This is a genomic window from Pseudomonas sp. SBT1-2, assembly GCF_028640875.1.
Classification (GTDB): Bacteria; Pseudomonadota; Gammaproteobacteria; order Pseudomonadales; family Pseudomonadaceae; genus Aquipseudomonas; species Aquipseudomonas chlororaphis_I.
This window is the reverse complement of sequence record NZ_JAQZAA010000070.1, coordinates 56,271-73,927: the sequence shown is the minus strand read 5'-3', so window position 1 is coordinate 73,927 and position 17,657 is coordinate 56,271. Positions and strand designations below refer to the sequence as shown.

Below are 17,657 nucleotides of genomic sequence, written 5' to 3'. Positions count from 1 at the left end.
AGACTTTTTATGCGATGTAACGTGAGTGCTCACATTAGGCAGTTTCCAAAGCGCTGCAAGAGTGCGCCCTATAATTTTTAATTTCAGGCTGCGATGGTTTTATTTCGAATGCTCGAGTCTGCTAGATGCCTACATTAATTAAATTTTTTGCTCGATAGAACAATTGGCAGCGCTTTGTAATTCGCTTATTTCGATTTATTCAGCGGCTGCACTGGCTAATGGATTTTGCCTTGCTAGCCTTGGCAAACCGGAAATCCGGGTGCCCTGCGCCGTTGCCAGCGAGGCAACATTCGAGTGCGGTTTTTTTACTGCCATTTTTTAAAGTGATCGTTTCATTGTTCTAAGTAAGTTGCTGTTTGTTCTGTAAGAACATGGATTAACTTTCTACTTCAGGACGATAAATCATGTCGCAGCGGCTGTTTGTTCTCGGCTCCACCGGGTCTATTGGCGACAATGTACTGGATGTCGTCGCGCGCAATCCGCAGACGGCCGTTATTCATGGCCTGACGGCACATCGCAACATAGGGAAACTCTATCGGCAGTGTTTGAAGTTTCGCCCGGCACTGGCGATTGTCAGTGAGCCGCACCACGCCATCGAACTTCAAGCCAACTTGCAGGCAGCCGGGCTGAATACCGAAGTTCAATGCGGGGCACAGGCCCTGTGTGCGGCAGCCTGTGCCGCCGACTGCGACACGGTGGTGGCCGCTATCGTCGGCGCAGCCGGATTGCCGCCCACTTTGAGTGCCGCGCGGGCCGGGAAAAAGATACTCCTGGCCAACAAGGAAGCCCTGGTCATGTCCGGTACGCTGTTCATGGAAGCCGCGGCGAATTCGGGGGCGACCATCCTGCCGCTGGACAGCGAACACAATGCCATTTTCCAGTGCCTGCACGGCGCACAACGGGCTTCCGGAGACGTGCAGCGACTGATCCTTACCGCGTCTGGAGGGCCGTTCAGGAATCGCCCGTTACAGACACTGGACCAGGTCACCCCGGACGAAGCCTGCGCCCATCCGAACTGGCGCATGGGGCGCAAGATTTCCGTCGACTCGGCGACCATGATGAACAAGGGCCTGGAGCTTATCGAGGCGCGCTGGCTGTTCGATATTCCTGCTGAACGCATCGAGACGTTGATACACCCGCAAAGCATCGTTCACTCGATGGTGGTCTATCGCGACCAGTCGGTGCTGGCGCAACTGGGCAGTCCGGACATGCGCATACCGATTGCCCATGCGCTGGCCTACCCCCAGCGCATCGATTCTGGCGCCGAACCGCTCGACCTGGTGAAAGTCGCCACGCTGACCTTCGAAGCACCCGACCTGGCGCGGTTTCCGTGTCTGGCCCTGGCCCTTGAAGTCATCCGTGAAGGCGGGGCGATGAGCACCGTGCTCAATGCCGCGAATGAGGTGGCTGTGGAGGCCTTTCTCACCCACCGTATCCGCTTCACCGATATCGCCCGGGTCGTTGATGAGGTCCTGCAAAAAATACCCGGTGCAGCAGTGACCAGCTTCGACGAGGTAATGGACATCGATCAACACTCCAGGCGTATCGGGAGCGCGGTCGTGCAGCGTGTTTGCCGGATGCCGCACTCAAGTCCCAGCCTCTATGCCGCGTCCAGCGCGGCGGCGGTGAGTTTCCTGCAAGGAGGCCGTTAGAACCTCGGGTGACTCGCCTGCAGCCGGTGTTACCGCCAGCACCTGTTCTGCGCACCATGAGCCCCGTCCTGGGGCGTTTTTACTCGCTGTCGTGATCAGCAATTTTCTTCGCCAGCTTTCCTGAATAACCAAAAACCAACCGAATCAAGCACCTGCACAACGCGGCGGGTCCTTGGCACGCAATGTGCTGTTTTGGCTATATAGATAATTGGATACAAAAATACAAAAGGTGCCGCCGATGAAATTCGCCCCAGCCTATACCGAGCGCCAGCCCGTGACCGCGGAGGAGGAGGCCTACAACTTTCTATTGGAAGCGATCTGCAAAGGGCGCTTCCGCACTGGCGAGCGGTTGATTGCCGAGGACATCGCCAGCGAAATCAACATGAGCCGGATGCCGGTGCGCGAAGCCTTCCGGCGCCTGGATGCCGATGGCCTGGTGACCTTGCGGCCCAATCGCGGGGCCATTGTCCGTGGCTTGAACATCGATGAAATGCGCGAAGTCTTCGAAATGCGCAGCGCCCTCGAAGGCCTGGCGATCCGCGTGGCGGTGGGCAAGATCACCGAGCGCCATTTCAGCCATCTGGAGCGCCTGCTCGATGAGATGGACGACTACCGCGAAGACGGCGCCGAGTGGGTCAGCCGCCATCGCGCCTTTCATGAATACCTGTGCAGCCTGAGCGAACGCCCACGGCTGATGCGGCAGATCTCGGCGCTGTATTCGGTGATCGAGCCGCACATGCGCCTGTGGCTGCAACACGCCGACAAGCCCCGCAGCGCCCGTGACGAACACGCCTCGATCATTGCCGCGCTGCGTTCCGGCGACCCGGACAAGGCGGCGCAGGTGGTGTGCGAGCACATCGAAGGCACCATCCCGCGGCTGATCCAGTTCCTGGAGGCCCATCAGTAGCCACGCACGTTTCGCCGGGCGCTTCACGCTTGTCGTGAGCGTCAGCCCCCCTTGCTACCCGACATGACTGGAGTAATGCCATGCACAAGCCTTGCGCGTCAGCTGCCGTTCTTACCTTGAGTCTATGTTTCCTGAATCTAGGTTGTTCCCAATGGGCGCAAGCCGCCCCCGAGTTGCCGGAGCGCTTGAGCAAGAGCGAGAAGATCGTCTACTGCTCCGGCATGGACTCGCCGCCGCTGGTGTCCTTCGACACGCAACAGAAACCGGTCGGGCTGCAAGTGGACATGGGCGAGGCGATTGCCCAGCGCCTGGGGGGCAAGCAAGTCGAGTGGCGCATCTCGCCTTTTGCCGGGCTGATCCCGGCACTGCTGGCGCAGCAATGCGACATGATCGTCGACCAGTTGTTCGACAAGCCCGAGCGCCGGGAAGTGATCGACATCGTCAATTTCATGTACTCCAGCCAGTCGATCGTGGTGCCCAAGGGCAACCCGAAAGCGGTGAACAGCCTGGAGGACCTGTCCGGGCTCAAGGTGGCGGTGAGCAACGGTTCGACCATCCGCCTCCTGCTCGGCGCCGAGAATGACAAGCTAGTGGCGGCCGGCAAGCCACCGATGAAACTGGTGGTGTACAACGTCGACGCCGATGCCTTCCAGGCGCTGCGCATCAACCAGGTGGACGCTTTCGGCACCACGGTGGAATCCGCCGGGCACTATCAGCAACTGGCCCCGGACCTGTTCCAGTCGGCGGTGCCGGCGTTCAACCGGATCCTCACTGGCTTCGGCGTGCGTAAGCAGGACCCGCAACTGAGCGCGGCGCTGGGCAAGGTCCTGCAGGACATGCGCGCCGACGGCAGCTACGCCGCGTTGCTGGATAAATGGCATGTCGGCAGCGACAAACTGGACTGAGGGCAGGCTCGATGAACTTCAATTGGGACGTGTTCTGGCAGTACCTGTTGCTGCCCAGCGATGTCTACCTGACGGGGCTCGGGCTGACCTGCCTGATCAGCGTGTCGGCCATGCTCCTGGGCTGTGTGCTGGGGTTGCTGGCGGCGCTGATGAAGCTGTCGCGCAACCCGCTGTTGCAGTACCCGGTGCGCTTCTATGTGTGGCTGATGCGCGGCACGCCGCTGCTGGTGCAGATCGTGTTCCTGTACACGGCGCTGGCGGCCGGGGGGATTTTCCGCTTCGAGGACCTGGACCTGGGCTGGTTCGTGGTGCCGGGCAATATCCAGGCGGCGATCATCGCCCTGGGCCTCAACGAAGGCGCGTACATGGCCGAGATCATCCGCGCCGGCATCGGTGCGGTGGATAAAGGGCAGTACGAGGCCGGACGCTCCCTGGGCATGACCTTTCCCAAGCTGATGCGGCGCATCGTGCTGCCCCAGGCGTTCCGGGTGATAGTCCCGCCACTGGGCAACGAGTTCAACGTGATGCTGAAGAACACCACCCTGGTCAGCGTCATCGGCGTGCAAGAGCTGTTGCTCAGTACCCAGATGGTGACCTCGGCGACCTTCCGGGTGTTCGAGCTGTACCTGGTGGTTGCTATCTACTTCCTGGCGTTGACCACGCTCTGGGGCTTTTTCCAGCGTTGGCTGGAGAGCCGTTTCGGCCAGTCCGAGCGGCCGGCGCCGGCGGCCAGCCGCCTGTTCGGGCGTAACACCATGAAGCTGCTGAGGGGGCGTTGAGCATGGCGCACATGAGTGAAGAACTGGTCATCGAAGCCCTGGATATTCATAAGTCCTTCGGCGACCTGGAGATCCTCAAGGGCATCTCCCTGCAAGTCCGGCGCGGCGAAGTGGTGGTGCTGATCGGCGCCTCCGGCTCGGGCAAGACCACCTTTATCCGTTGCATCAATCTGCTGGAAGACATCCAGGCCGGGCAGATCCGCGTCGCCGGCCAGCCCATGGGCTACCGCACGCGGGCCAATGGCAGCCTGGTGCGCGACTCGGAGCGCAACATCGCCCGCCAGCGCCGGGACATCGGCATGGTGTTCCAGCGTTTCAACCTGTTCCCGCACATGACCGCCCTGGAAAACATCATCGAGGCACCGGTCCACGTGCTCGGCGTGCCGCGCGCCGCCGCGGAGCAACAGGCGCGGGCACTGCTCAAGCGTGTGGGGCTGGCGGAGAAGGCCGGCCACTATCCTTCAATGTTGTCTGGCGGCCAGCAACAGCGGGTGGCGATCGCCCGGGCGCTGGCGATGAAACCCCAGGCGATGCTGTTCGACGAGCCGACCAGCGCCCTCGACCCGGAGACGGTGGGCGAAGTGCTGCAAGTGATGAAGGAACTGGCGGAGGAGGGCATGACCATGGTGGTGGTCACCCACGAAATGGGCTTTGCCCGCGAAGTGGCCGACCGGGTGGTGGTGCTCGACCAGGGCGAGCTGATCGAGCAGGGCCCGCCCGAGCAGATCTTCAGCCAGCCCCGCCACGCCCGGACCCGGGCCTTTCTCAGCCGGGTGTTGTGAACCCGAATCCTCAATCTTGTGTGAGTCTTGCCATGTTCAAATTTTCTGCCCACGAGTATCCCTACGCCTCCCAGCGGCAAAGCGTGTTCGCCAAGCGCGGCATGGTCGCGGCGTCCCAGCCATTGGCCGCCGAGGCCGGCATTGAAATCATGCGCCGCGGTGGCAACGCCATCGACGCCGCGATCGCCACGGCGGCGGCCTTGACCGTGGTCGAGCCCACCGGCTGCGGCATCGGTGGCGACGCCTTTGCCCTGGTCTGGACCCAGAACAAACTGCATGGCCTGAATGCCAACGGCGTGGCCCCCCAGGCCCTGAGCATCGAGGCGGTGAAAGCCGCCGGCCATGAACAGATGCCGTTGCACGGCTGGACGCCAGTGACGGTGCCGGGTTGCCCGTCAGCCTGGGCCGAGCTGTCCAAGCGTTTCGGCCGTCTGCCATTCGCCGACTTGCTGCAGCCCGCCATCAGCCTGGCGCACGACGGTTTCCCGGTGTCGCCGGTGGTTGCCCTGCAATGGCAAAGCGCGCTGGAGAACTTCACCCCGAGCCGCAACACCGTGCTCGACAGCTGGTTCGACACCTATCTGATCGACGGCCGGGCACCCCGGGCCGGGGAGATGTTTCGCAACCCCGCGCAAGCCCGGACCCTGGCGGAACTGGCCGCCAGCGGCTGCGAAAGTTTCTACCGGGGTGCCCTGGCGCAACGCCTGGACCAGCACTCGCGGGCCACCGGCGGTTACCTGCGCGCCAGCGACCTGCAGGATTACCGCGCGCAGTGGGTCGAGCCGATCAAGGTCAACTATCGCGGCGTGGACGTCTGGGAGATTCCGCCGAGCGGCCAGGGCCTGGTGGTGCTGATGACCCTGAAGATTCTCGAAGGCTTCGACTTCGATCACCGCGACAGCCAGCAGACCTGGCACCGCCAGCTCGAGGCGATGAAGCTGGCCTACAGCGACGGTCTGCACTACATCACTGACCCCGCGCATATGCGGGTCGCGGTGGAGGATTTGCTCAGCGACCGCTATGCGGCCCGGCGCCGGGCGCAGATCGGCGAACAGGCGCAGGCCCCGCAGCCGGGCGACCCGCACGCCAGCGGCACGGTCTACCTGGCCAGCGCCGATGCCGAGGGCAACATGGTGTCGTTTATCCAGAGCAACTATCACGGCTTCGGTTCGGGCGTGGTGCTGCCCGACAGCGGCATCGCCCTGCAGAACCGCGGCGAAGAGTTCAGTCTCGATCCTGCGCACGCCAACTGCCTGGCGCCCGGCAAGAAGACCTTCCACACCATCATCCCGGGTTTCCTCAGCAAGGGCGGTGTGCCAATGGGGCCGTTTGGCGTGATGGGCGGCTACATGCAGCCCCAGGGGCATGTGCAGATGGTCATGAACCTGGTGGATTTCGGCCTCAACCCGCAGGCGGCCCTGGATGCGCCGCGCTGGCAATGGCTGGGCGGGCTGCAGGTGGGGATCGAACAGAACGCCTCGCGGGACATGAGCGCCGCCCTGGCGCGGCGCGGGCACGAGGTGCAGGTGGCCTGCGACCTGACCAGCTACGGGCGCGGGCAGATCATCCTGCGCGACCCGCAAAGCGGCGTGCTGTGCGGCGGCACCGAACCGCGCACGGATGCCCATATCGCGGTGTTTTGAGCCTGGGACGAGCGGGCGGGGCGCTGGTCCTCGCCGCGCTCCCGGCCGGCCTGGGCAGCCCTGTGGATGGCGGATCATCGACTAGACTCACGCGATCTATAACGTCTGGCACGAGGTTCCGGTCATGGCAAAAAACAACAAGGGCGCCACCAAGGGCACTGCCGTTGAGCACGCGAAGCTGAGCAAAAAAGACTATGAGGACGAGTTGCGGCGGCTGCATGTCGAGCTGGTCAAGCTGCAGGAATGGGTGCGCGAAAAGGGCATCAAGATCTGCATCGTCTTCGAAGGGCGCGACGGCGCCGGCAAGGGCGGCACCATCAAGGCCCTGACCGAACGCCTGAGCCCGCGGGTGTTCCGGGTGGTGGCGCTGCCGGCGCCGACCGACCGCGAGAAAAGCCAGATGTACCTGCAACGCTACCTGCCGCACCTGCCCGCCGCGGGCGAAGTGGTGATCTTCGACCGCAGCTGGTACAACCGCGCGGGCGTCGAGCGGGTGATGGGCTTTTGCAGCGAAGAGCAGGCGGTCGCCTTCCTCAAGGCGGTGCCGCTGGTGGAGCGGGCGATCGTCGATTCGGGCGTGATCCTGCTCAAGTACTGGCTGGAAGTCAGCCCGGAAGAACAGACCCGCCGCCTCGAAGCGCGGATCAAGGATGGCCGCAAGATCTGGAAGCTGACGCCCATGGACGTCAAGTCATACAGCCGCTGGTATGACTACTCCCGCGCCCGCGACGAGATGTTCAAGGCCACCGACACCGAACATGGGCCCTGGCTGGTGGCCGACTCCAACGACAAGCGCCGCGCGCGCCTGAATATCATCTCCGACCTGCTCAGCCGCATTCCCTACAAGGAAGTGCCACGAGAGAAAGTGGTGTTGCCCAAACGCCAGAAGCCGGGCGGCTATCGGGCGTCGGACCATCCGCTGCGGCGGGTTCCACAGAAGTTCTGACTGGCGCCTCCAGGCACATCCGCACCGCACACAAAGGACCAGCGTTCCATGAACCACTCGGGTTCTCCACCGCCCGTCCCGGAGCCCGGCCGGATTGCCCGCCGGGATGCCGGCGCCGGGCACAACCGCTGGAGCCGCTGGCTGCCCGGGCTGCGCATGCTGCAGGACTATCGGATGGCCTGGTTGCGCCACGACTTCGAAGCCGGGCTGGTGCTGACCACGGTGCTGGTGCCTGTCGGCATCGCCTACGCGGTGGCGTCGGGCCTGCCCGGCATCTATGGCCTCTACGCGACCATAGTTTCGTTGCTCGCCTATGCGCTGTTCGGGCCCAGCCGGATCCTGGTGCTGGGGCCGGATTCGTCGCTGGCCGCGGTGATTCTCGCTGTGGTCCTGCCATTGTCCGGCGGCGACCCGCAGCGCGCGGTGGCCCTGGCGGGGATGATGGCCATCGTGGCCGGGGCGGTGTGCGTCCTGGCCGGCATTGCGCGCCTGGGGTTTGTCACTGAATTGCTGTCCAAGCCGATCCGCTACGGCTACATGAACGGCATCGCGCTGACGGTGTTGATCAGCCAGTTGCCGAAGTTCTTCGGCTTTTCGGTCGAGGCCGACGGGCCGCTGAGCAACCTGTGGGCCATCGTCACCGCGATACTGGAGAGCAAGACCAACTGGACCGCCTGCCTGGTCGGCGCCGCGACCCTGGGGGTGATCCTGCTGTTCAAGGACAGCAAGCGCGTGCCGGGGATCCTGATCGCCGTCACCGCGGCGACAGTCGCCGTCGCCGCGCTGGACCTGGCGGCAAACTCCGGCGTGTCGGTCCTCGGCAAGTTGCCACAAGGCCTGCCGGCGTTCGCCATCCCCTGGATCACCCGCGCCGATATCGGCCCGGTGCTGATCGGCGGTTGCGCGGTGGCCCTGGTTTCGTTCGCCGATACCAGCGTGCTTTCGCGGGTCTACGCGGCGCGGACCCACAGCTATGTCGATCCGAACCAGGAGATGGTCGGGCTTGGCGTCGCCAACCTGGCGGCCGGATTGTTCCAGGGTTTTGCCATCAGCAGCAGTTCCTCGCGCACCCCCGTGGCCGAGGCCGCCGGCGCCAGGACCCAGTTGACCGGGGTCGTCGGCGCGCTGGCCGTGGCCTTGCTGCTGGTGCTGGCGCCGGACCTGCTGGAGGACCTGCCCATCAGCGCCCTGGCCGCGGTGGTGATCGCATCGGCCATCGGCCTGATCGAAATCCGCGACCTGCGGCGGATTTACCGCATCCAGCGCTGGGAGTGCTGGCTCTCCATCGTTTGCACCGTCGGCGTGGCCGTGCTGGGCGCGATCGAAGGCATCGGCCTGGCCATCGTGATTGCCGTCATCGAGTTCCTGTGGGATGGGTGGCGCCCTTACTCGGCGGTCCTGGGACGGGCGGAAGGGATCAAGGGCTATCACGACATCACGCGTTATCCCGATGCGCGCCTGATCCCCGGCGTGGTGCTGTTTCGCTGGGATGCACCGTTGTTCTTCGCCAACGCCGAGCTGTTCCACGACCGGGTGCTGGACGCCGTGGCGGCCTCGCCGACACCGGTGCGCTGGCTGGTGGTGGCGGCGGAACCGGTGACCAGCGTCGACGTGACGTCCGCCGACATGCTGGCGGAGCTGGACGACACCCTGCACCAGGCCGGCATCAAGCTGTGCGTGGCGCAGATGAAAGACCCGGTCAAGGACAAGCTCAAGCGGTTCGGCCTGTTCGCACGGTTTGGCGAAGCGGCGTTCTTCCCGACCATAGGCGATGCCGTCGACAGCTACCTCGCGCTGTATCCGTCGGAGGAGGAAGGGCGCGAGGATCGCTGAGCGGCAGGGTCGAGGTTCAAGGGCATGGCAAGGTCGCAGGTGATCAGCCCCCGGCCCTGCTCAGGACCTCGTCTTCCAGGGGCGACTCAGCCGAGCCGCATCGACAGTTCCACGTCGTCGCTGAAGGGCACGGACAGATAGCCGCTGCCGGGCGAACGGACCCGGGCCAGGTAGTCCGGGCAGTAGTCCGTGTTGTCGGCGACGATCAGCGCGCCCGGGCGCAGGCGGCTTTCGACCAGGGCCAGGATATCGGCATACAGCGCCTTGGCGCCGTCGAGCAGGAGCAGGTCGATGGATTCCGGAAGGTCGACCGCCAGGGTCTTCAGCGCGTCGCCCTCGCGGATCTCCACCAGGTCAGCCAGGCCGCCTTCGAGCAGGTGCTGGCGCGCCCGTTGTACCTTGGACGCCTCGAACTCGCTGCCGATCAGGCGGCCGCCGCCGTTGTCGCGGAGGGCCGCGGCCAGGTGCAGGGTCGAAATGCCGAACGAGGTGCCGAATTCGACAATGTGCCGGGCCCGGGTGCTGCGCGCCAGCATGTACAGCAGCCCGCCGGTGTCGCGTGAAACCGGCAGCCAGAGGTCTTTCAGGCGGCCATAGAAATCCAGGTATTCGGTCTTGCTGTGCATCAGGCGCTCGCGTTCTTCGCGGGAGATGTCGGCGACGGCCGGGCTGGTTGCCGTATGGGCCTGGTCGAACAGGCGATTGAGCAAGGGCGCGAGCGGGGAAGTAGTCAGTGTGCTGGTCATGGGGGTATCCCTTCCAAAATTGACGCCTGGCGGCGCGTGGCTAAAATGCGATCAATTCGTCGCATTTAGAGGATATGAGCAAGTGACCCCACCCGCTATTCGCATTGGCTCCGGCCCCGTGGGGCCGTCATGAGCAATCGCCGGACCCCGCAGGTTTCCTCGCGAAAAGCCCCTAAACAGGCGCGCTCGACGGAGCTGGTCGCGGCGATCCTGGAAGCCGCTACTCAGGTTTTGGCCAGGGAAGGCGCGCAGCGTTTCACCACCGCGCGGGTGGCCGAGAAGGCCGGCGTCAGCATCGGTTCGCTGTACCAATACTTCCCGAACAAGGCGGCGATCCTGTTCCGGTTGCAAAGCGATGAGTGGCAACAGACCACGCAGATGCTGCGCAGCATCCTCGAAGACCTTGGCAAAGCCCCGCTGGAACGGTTGCGCGTGCTGGTCCGGGTGTTTATCCAGTCCGAGTGCGAGGAAGCCAGGATGCGCGTGGCGCTCAACGACGCCGCGCCGCTGTATCGCCACGCCCCCGAAGCGCAGGCCGTGAAGGCGCAAGGAGAGAGGATCTTCCAGGCTTTCATGGAAGAGGCGCTGCCCGACGCACCGCAGGCAACCCGCGCCCTGGCTGCCGACTTGATCACCACCACGCTCAGCAGCGTAGGCAAGGAGTTTTCAGAAAGCCCGCGCAGCGCCGCAGAGATCCAGACCTACGCCGACGCCATGGCAGACATGTTCTGCGCCTACCTCACGCAATTGGCGCGCGGTGCTGGCTGACCGGTAAAGGCCGCGAGGTTGCCGGGCGCCCCGGGCGGCGTTCGATGCCGGCCAGGCGCGCGGGGCAGGCCTTCTGAAAAGGCGCTTTATCCAGCCGTCAGCACCTCGGGCGAAACCACCCATACGCTGCAAGGCATCTTGTACAGCAACTGCTCTGTCGTGCTGCCGATCAGGCGCCCCAGGCCGCCACGATGACCGACCCTGCCCATGACAATCACGTCGACGCCATAGGCGTCTGCGTAGCTGGTCAGGACCTTGGCCGGGTTGCCCATGATCATGTGCTGGCGTTCCGCTGGAATGCCGTTGCGTTCGGCCAGTTCGTTGAAGGCGGCGCCCTGTGCGTCGAACAGGGTCTTGACTTTGCTGGACGAGAAAAACGTCGAGCTCTGGTCGAAGTTGAATTCGTCCGCGTCGATGGAAGACAGGTCATGGGCATAGATCACGTCGAGTTCGGCGTTACAGGCGCTGGCCAGTTTCGAGGCTTCATGCAGTATCCGGTCGTTGAAGTCCTGGTACTGACCATCGCGATGGAACGGGTCGACCGCCGCGACGATCTTGCGTGGCAACGCATGCTGTAGATGGCTGACAAAATGCAGGGGCACCGGGCACTCGCGCAGCAGGTGGATATCCAGGGGGGTGAAGAACACCCGCGACAGCCGCGATTGATGCTCCAGGGCCTTGATCAGCAGGGCCATGGGCTGTTCCTTGAGGTGTGTCAGGATTTCCTGCAGCGGGTTTTGCACCCACACCACTTCAGTGGTGACGGTGACACCCAGTTTGCGCATCGGGCGGGCCTGCTCTTCAAGCCATTGACGATGGCGCTCGACGTAGCCCAGGCGCATCTGCTCCAGGGCCTGTTCGTTGACCAGGCTGGCCGTGGCCAGACCCTCCAGGTAGTCGAAGGCGACGATGTGCAGGGCTGCATCTTCGGCCCTGGCCAGCGCGGCGGCCCGATCGAAGGCCGGACTGTTCTCCATCAGTGGCGAGGCGACCAGCATGAAACGTGCTTGCTCGGACATGACAAATCTCCCGTGGGTAGTTGCAGGTATCGGCAACGATGCGTCTTCGGTCGTGAAACCTTGCCCCAATCCTGCCTCTGGCCGGTGGCGCGCGCTTGATCTGTATCAACCCGTCCGGTCGTGGAGCAGGCCGGCAGACGTGTGGTTGGGCGCAAAGGGCTCCATCGATGAATTGTTGATCATGATCAACCCCAGGGCCTTCCTTCCGGCGCAGCCTGAACGTCTTGCTGGACTCTAGAGCGGGCACCGGACCGGAGAATCGTCATGGCCACCATGAAAGCGGCAATTTTCGTTGAAAAGAACCGGATCGTGCTCGATGAAAAGCCGATCCCCGAAGTGGGCCCGCTGGAGGCCCTGGTGCGTATCACCACGACGACGATCTGCGGCACCGACGTGCACATCCTGCGTGGCGAGTACCCGGTGGCCAAGGGCCTGACCATCGGTCATGAACCGGTGGGCATCATCGAGCGGCTGGGCTCGCAGGTGCGCGGTTTTACCGAGGGGCAGCGGGTGATTGCCGGGGCCATCACGCCCAGCGGGCAAAGCTATGCCTGCTTGTGCGGCTGCGCTTCCCAGGACGGCCCGGACACCCGTCATGGCTTTCGCGCCATCGGTGGCTGGAAGTTCGGCAACATCATCGACGGTTGCCAGGCCGAGTACGTATTGGTACCGGATGCCCTGGCCAACTTGTGCCCGATCCCCGACGGCCTCAGCGACGAACAGGTGCTGATGTGCCCGGATATCATGTCCACCGGGTTTTCCGGGGCCGAACGTGGCGAGGTCAATATCGGCGACACCGTCGCGGTATTCGCCCTGGGCCCGATCGGCCTCTGCGCGGTGGCCGGTGCGCGGCTCAAAGGCGCCAGCCAGATCATCGGCGTGGATGCCGTGGCCGAGCGCATGACGGTGGCCAAACGCTTGGGGGCGACCCAGGTGGTCAACTTCAGGGACTGCAACGTGGTCGAGCAGATCATGGCGCTCATCGATGGCCGTGGCGTCGACGTGGCCATCGAAGCCCTGGGCACCCAGGGCACCTTTGAGTCCGCCTTGCGCGTGCTGCGGCCCGGCGGGCGGTTGTCCAGCCTCGGCGTGTATTCCAGCGACCTGCACATCCCGCTCGACGCCTTCGCCGCCGGGCTGGGCGACTACAGCATCGTCAGCACCCTGTGCCCCGGCGGCAAGGAACGCATGCGTCGCTTGATGGCAGTGGTGCAAAGCGGCGGGGTCGACCTGTCGCCGCTGGTGACCCACCGCTTCAGGCTCGACGATATCGAAGCCGCCTATGAGCTGTTCGCTCACCAGCGGGACGGGGTCATGAAGGTCGCGATTACCCCGTGATACCGGGGCGGTTGACGTTCGTGCTTGAGCGGAGGTGATCGATGATCATCGACATTACAGAAAAACCGGCAGGCCACGGCTGGGTGGTGCACATGGATGCCCTGGAAGTGGACTTCGACAGCCTGGAAGCCGCAACGGCCTTCGTCGGTCAACTCAGGGCGCGCATCGATGCGCCGCATGCCTGGCCGGCCAGCCCTGGCCAGACGAGGGATGCCCCTCGGGCCGCCGGCAACCGATCCGCCCCGACGACCAGCAAGGGAGCCTGCCCAGGCCTGGTGAAGTGACCCTCGTGGCCAGGGCTGCAGGTTCATCCGGATGGAGGTTCTATGAGTGCGACCCTTGGCCTGGAGGGCGCGGCGGCTGCGCTGGGCATCGGCCTGCTTATCGGCCTGGAGCGCGAGCGGCACAAGGGGCGAGGAGACAGCCGTGCCTGTGCCGGGTTGCGCACATTCGCCATTACCGCGCTGCTGGGGTACGTGGCCATGCAGGTCGGTGGTGGCCTGCTGCTGGGGATCATGGCGATCTGCCTGGCCATGCTGGTCACCGTGGCATATTGGCGAAGCCTGGGCAGCGACCCGGGCGTGACCAGCGAAGTGGCGTTGCTCACGGTACTGGCGCTGGGGGCGATGTGCGGTACGGCACCGGAACTGGCGATTGCCATTGGCGTGGTGATGGGCGGGCTGCTGGCCTATCGACAAAAGTTGCATCACTTCGCCCGCAGCCAACTGAGCGAAGCGGAAATGCGCGACGGCCTGGTACTGCTGATCGCCGCGCTGGTAGTGTTGCCGCTGGCGCCGGATCGTTACATCGGGCCTTATGCCGCGATCAATTTGCGCACCATCTGCACCCTGACCGTGTTGCTGATGGCCGTGGGCGCGATAGGCCATATCGCCGTCCGTAACCTGGGCACGCGTTACGGTTATGCGATCAGTGCCATCGCCTCGGGGTTCGCTTCCAGCACGGTGACCATCGCCGCCATGGGGCATATCGCTGCCAAGGAACCGGACAGCATCAAGGTCCTGGGCGCGGCGGCGTTGCTCTCCAACCTGGCCACCCTGACCCAGGTGGGCCTGATCCTCGGCGCGGTCGATACCGGTCTGCTGGGGCCTATGTGGGGGCCGCTGTTCGCCGGTGCGGCCGCCACGGCATTGTATGGCCTGTGCCTGATGTTTCCCGCACCCGCCCAGGGCACCCGCCAGCCGATCAAGGTCGGCGGCGCGTTCAACCTCAAGCTGGCGTTGCTCGTCACGCTGGCCATGACCGCTATTACTTTCCTGTCGTCGGTGATGTTGAGCCACTTTGGCGAAGTAGGGGTGATGGTCACGGCGACCCTCAGCGGTTTCGCCGACGCCCATTCCTCGACGGCGTCGATAGCCTCCCTGGCCAAATCCGGCCAGTTGCCGTTCCAGGCCATCGCCACGCCGGTGCTGATCGTGGTCAGCAGCAATTCCCTGAGCAAATGCCTGGTGGCCTGGGTCAGCGGCGGGCACCGCTTCGCCGCTTATGTCATTCCCGGCCAGGTACTGCTGACGTTGGCGATGTGGGCCGGTATCTGGTTGTACTGAAGCCTGTCGCTTCGGGTAGCTGACAAAGATCAAGTCACCCGGTCCTGAAACCTTCAATCTGCAATTCCAGCCAGGGTTTTTAGACGACCGCGTGCCGAGGTGCCTTATGTCACAGACTCAGCGTTTACTGCTCATTGCCCCGCCAGCCATGAACCGGACGCCAGCGTTCGACCGCGCCGCGGCGCTGGCTCGGGCGATGCAATTGCCCTTGCATATCGTGGCCTTCGATTATCTGCAGGCGCTGGCGGTGGCCGGCCTGTTCGCGCCCGAACAGATCGCCCAGGCCCGGGACGGGTACCTGCAAAACCATCGGCAATGGCTTGACGAGCAAGCTCGCTCGATGAGCGAACAGGGCATCGAGGTCACCAGCGAAGTGGTCTGGGTGCACCGTCCGTTCGAAGAAATCCTGCACTTGGTCAATGAGATGCCCCTGGCCCTGATCGTCAAGGATGCCGAAGAAGAGCCGGCCTTGAAGCGCGTGTTCTTCACCCCGCTGGATTGGCAGCTGCTACGGGATTGTCCGGTGCCGGTGCACCTGGTGACCAATGCCTTCAACCCGCGGCCACGCAATGTGCTGGCCATCGTCGATGTGCTGCGCAGCGACGAGCAGGACAAGGTGTTCAACGACCAGATTATCGACGCCGCGGCGAAGCTGGCCGGGCAGTGTGCCGCCGGACTCGAGCTGGTGCATGTGTATGACTGGGCCGCGGTGTATGCCCAGGACATGGGGGTTGGCGTGCTGCCGTTGAGCACCGGGATCTACGAAGTGTTGGGCGAGGCGCAATTCGAGGCATTCGCGGCACTGGCCGAACGCCATGGCGTACCGCCGGAGCGCCGCCACTTCATCGAGGGTACGCCGCTGTCGTGCATCTGCGACTTCGCGATTGCCCACCGCACTGACGTCATTGTCCTGGGAACCGTGCAGCACAAGGGATTGAAAAAACTCTTGGGCAGCACCGCCGAGCAACTTTTGCATCGGACACCTTGCAGTGTGCTGGCAATAAAACCGGACAAGAGGCTGTAATCGAGGGTGAGTCGCCCCTGGCGGACCGCTGGCCGGCACGCCAAGGGCGGCGGTTTTACAGATGGAGGCGATGGATGACCTGGCGGCTGTCGTCGGGATCGTGACTGCGTTCGAAACCCAGGGCCTTGGCCAGGTCGCGCATGGGCGCATTGCTGGCGGCGTCGATCGAATACATCTGGCGAAAGCCGTTCTGGCGGGCCGCCTTGATCAGGTGCTCCATCAACAAGGTGCCCAGGCCCAGCTGCGTCCATTCGTCGGCGACGGTCACCGCGCATTCGCATTCGTGCTCGCCCGTGGCGGCGTAGCGGCTGATGCCGATCTCTATCAGTTGTCCGTTATCGTGAGCCAGCGCGACGTAGGCCATGCGCTGCTTGCCGTCGGTGTTCATCAACTGATCGAGCAAGGCGCCACTGGGGTCGCTGATCTGGGCAAGAAAGCGCATGTGCCTGGATTCGGGAGACAGGCGCTTGATAAAGGCGTACTCCCGCTCGCGGTCCTTTTCCGCCAGAGGCCGGATCAGCACATGACGGCCGTCCCTCAGCGCTTCGATCCAGTGTTCTCCGGGGACCGCGGCGTAGACGCCGGCGGCCCGTTCGTTGTGGTCTTTGACAGTGAGCATGATGGGGTTCTCCATACGGCCGCAGGGGCGTGTGCGGCAGGGCGCACACGCGGTTTGTTCGGTTTTATTTACCCTGCTGACAGCACGCGGATCTGATCTGGATCAGACACAGGCGACAGGCCTCGTTCATTGATCGGCACCTGATGTAAATCAAGCCGCGCATCGGGGGACAAGGCGCACTCTTGGCGCATGCCGGCCTGTTCGACCGGTGCCTGAGCGAGGTGTGTGATGGGGCATTACCAACATTTGCTGCTGATCGCCGATCCAACCCTGCATCAGTCGCCTGCCTCGCTGCGGGCGGTTGCGCTGGCCAAGGCCAGCGGGGCTGCGCTGCATGTACGCGCCTTCGCCGAGCCAGCGCCGGTCGTGCGCTTGTGGGAAGAGAAGATCGACGAGGCGGGTTATCAGCGTTATATGCGGCGCCATCGCCGCTGGGTGGCCGAAGAGACCCAGCGGCTCGGCGACCTGGGGCTGGAGGCGACCGTCGACGTGCTGTTCACCACCCATTCGCTGCTGGACATCCTGAAGACGGTCGAGGAGCTCGGCCCCGACCTGCTGATCAAGGACGCCAGCCTGGAACCGCTGCTCAAGCGGGTGTTCATCACGCCGCTCGATTGTCATTTGCTGCGTAAGTGCCCGGTCCCCGTGCACCTGGTCAATCAGGCCCGCTACGGGTTGCCGCACCGGGTCGTGGCGGCGGTGGATCCATTCGATCCATCGACACAGATCAGCGGCCTGAACGACACCATCATCCAGACGGCCAATGCCCTGGCCCTGCAATGCGATGCGCCACTGCACCTGCTGTATGCCTATGACCTGTCGCCGGCGTTCAATGGCGATGCACCGCTGGTCAGCGGTAGCTGGGGCATGGACGTCGTCGAAGAGCTGCGTGAGTCCCTGCACCAGGCGTTTGTCACCCTGGCGGAGCGCTACGCCATCCCGCCGGAGCGCCGGCACTTCGTCCCGGGCCCGCCGGTGCCGGCGATCGGTGACTTCGTCGAGCAGTACCTGGCCGATGTGGTGGTGATGGGGACTGTGCATCGGCTGGGGATCGACCGCTTGATCGGCAGCAATACCGAGCGGGCGCTGTATTCGGTGCCGGGCAGTATCCTGGCGGTCAGGTGAACGGCT

The 17,657-nt window shown here is 64.0% G+C and carries 17 protein-coding genes; 14 read left to right on the top strand and 3 right to left on the bottom strand.

Annotated elements, in window-relative coordinates; translation table 11 throughout:
- Positions 1-404: 404 nt before the first annotated feature.
- From ispC to PVZ78_RS11765, 8 genes are all read left to right on the top strand, one after another.
- Positions 405-1,652: a 1-deoxy-D-xylulose-5-phosphate reductoisomerase gene (ispC, locus tag PVZ78_RS11800; RefSeq protein WP_009048993.1), complete on the top strand. Its 1,248-nt coding sequence runs from the start codon at positions 405-407 to the stop codon at positions 1,650-1,652.
- A 238-nt stretch (positions 1,653-1,890) separates the two neighbouring features.
- Positions 1,891-2,559 (top strand): GntR family transcriptional regulator, encoded by a 669-nt coding sequence (locus tag PVZ78_RS11795; protein WP_009048994.1) that lies wholly within the window; start codon positions 1,891-1,893, stop codon positions 2,557-2,559.
- 80 nt (positions 2,560-2,639) lie between these two features.
- A complete protein-coding gene (locus tag PVZ78_RS11790; protein WP_273828722.1) occupies positions 2,640-3,464 on the top strand; it encodes an ABC transporter substrate-binding protein in 825 nt (274 codons plus the stop codon).
- Between the two features lie 11 nt (positions 3,465-3,475).
- A complete protein-coding gene (locus PVZ78_RS11785) occupies positions 3,476-4,243 on the top strand; it encodes an amino acid ABC transporter permease (RefSeq protein WP_028683948.1) in 768 nt (255 codons plus the stop codon).
- A gap of 2 nt (positions 4,244-4,245) precedes the next feature.
- On the top strand, positions 4,246-5,025 hold the full coding sequence (locus PVZ78_RS11780) for an amino acid ABC transporter ATP-binding protein (protein ID WP_009048997.1): 780 nt from the start codon (positions 4,246-4,248) through the stop codon (positions 5,023-5,025).
- Positions 5,026-5,057: 32 nt separating this feature from the next.
- Complete coding sequence (locus PVZ78_RS11775; RefSeq protein ID WP_009048998.1) at positions 5,058-6,668, top strand: gamma-glutamyltransferase family protein; 1,611 nt, start codon at positions 5,058-5,060, stop codon at positions 6,666-6,668.
- Between the two features lie 124 nt (positions 6,669-6,792).
- Entirely contained in the window at positions 6,793-7,614 is an 822-nt protein-coding gene (ppk2, locus tag PVZ78_RS11770; RefSeq protein ID WP_009048999.1) for a polyphosphate kinase 2, read from the top strand.
- Positions 7,615-7,662: 48 nt separating this feature from the next.
- Positions 7,663-9,447: a SulP family inorganic anion transporter gene (locus tag PVZ78_RS11765; RefSeq protein ID WP_273828721.1), complete on the top strand. Its 1,785-nt coding sequence runs from the start codon at positions 7,663-7,665 to the stop codon at positions 9,445-9,447.
- Between the two features lie 86 nt (positions 9,448-9,533).
- On the opposite strand, the gene PVZ78_RS11760 is transcribed toward PVZ78_RS11765, so the two are convergent.
- Positions 9,534-10,193: an O-methyltransferase gene (locus PVZ78_RS11760; protein ID WP_273828720.1), complete on the bottom strand. Its 660-nt coding sequence runs from the start codon at positions 10,191-10,193 to the stop codon at positions 9,534-9,536.
- Between the two features lie 129 nt (positions 10,194-10,322).
- Between PVZ78_RS11760 and PVZ78_RS11755 the strand changes: the two genes are divergently transcribed.
- A complete protein-coding gene (locus PVZ78_RS11755) occupies positions 10,323-10,961 on the top strand; it encodes a TetR family transcriptional regulator (protein WP_150085918.1) in 639 nt (212 codons plus the stop codon).
- Between the two features lie 86 nt (positions 10,962-11,047).
- On the opposite strand, the gene PVZ78_RS11750 is transcribed toward PVZ78_RS11755, so the two are convergent.
- Complete coding sequence (locus PVZ78_RS11750; protein ID WP_009049003.1) at positions 11,048-11,980, bottom strand: universal stress protein; 933 nt, start codon at positions 11,978-11,980, stop codon at positions 11,048-11,050.
- Positions 11,981-12,244: 264 nt separating this feature from the next.
- Here PVZ78_RS11750 and PVZ78_RS11745 point away from each other — a divergent pair, with 264 nt between their 5' ends.
- From PVZ78_RS11745 to PVZ78_RS11730, 4 genes are all read left to right on the top strand, one after another.
- Positions 12,245-13,318: an NAD(P)-dependent alcohol dehydrogenase gene (locus tag PVZ78_RS11745; protein ID WP_273828719.1), complete on the top strand. Its 1,074-nt coding sequence runs from the start codon at positions 12,245-12,247 to the stop codon at positions 13,316-13,318.
- A gap of 41 nt (positions 13,319-13,359) precedes the next feature.
- Complete coding sequence (locus tag PVZ78_RS11740) at positions 13,360-13,602, top strand: hypothetical protein (protein ID WP_016702961.1); 243 nt, start codon at positions 13,360-13,362, stop codon at positions 13,600-13,602.
- 42 nt (positions 13,603-13,644) lie between these two features.
- The gene (locus PVZ78_RS11735; protein WP_016702962.1) at positions 13,645-14,883 is read left to right on the top strand and encodes an MgtC/SapB family protein; all 1,239 of its coding nucleotides are present in this window, start codon (positions 13,645-13,647) and stop codon (positions 14,881-14,883) included.
- 106 nt (positions 14,884-14,989) lie between these two features.
- Complete coding sequence (locus PVZ78_RS11730; protein WP_103331816.1) at positions 14,990-15,907, top strand: universal stress protein; 918 nt, start codon at positions 14,990-14,992, stop codon at positions 15,905-15,907.
- Positions 15,908-15,962: 55 nt separating this feature from the next.
- On the opposite strand, the gene PVZ78_RS11725 is transcribed toward PVZ78_RS11730, so the two are convergent.
- On the bottom strand, positions 15,963-16,526 hold the full coding sequence (locus PVZ78_RS11725; protein ID WP_009049007.1) for a GNAT family N-acetyltransferase: 564 nt from the start codon (positions 16,524-16,526) through the stop codon (positions 15,963-15,965).
- A 228-nt stretch (positions 16,527-16,754) separates the two neighbouring features.
- Here PVZ78_RS11725 and PVZ78_RS11720 point away from each other — a divergent pair, with 228 nt between their 5' ends.
- A complete protein-coding gene (locus tag PVZ78_RS11720; protein ID WP_273828718.1) occupies positions 16,755-17,651 on the top strand; it encodes a universal stress protein in 897 nt (298 codons plus the stop codon).
- Positions 17,652-17,657: the final 6 nt, after the last annotated feature.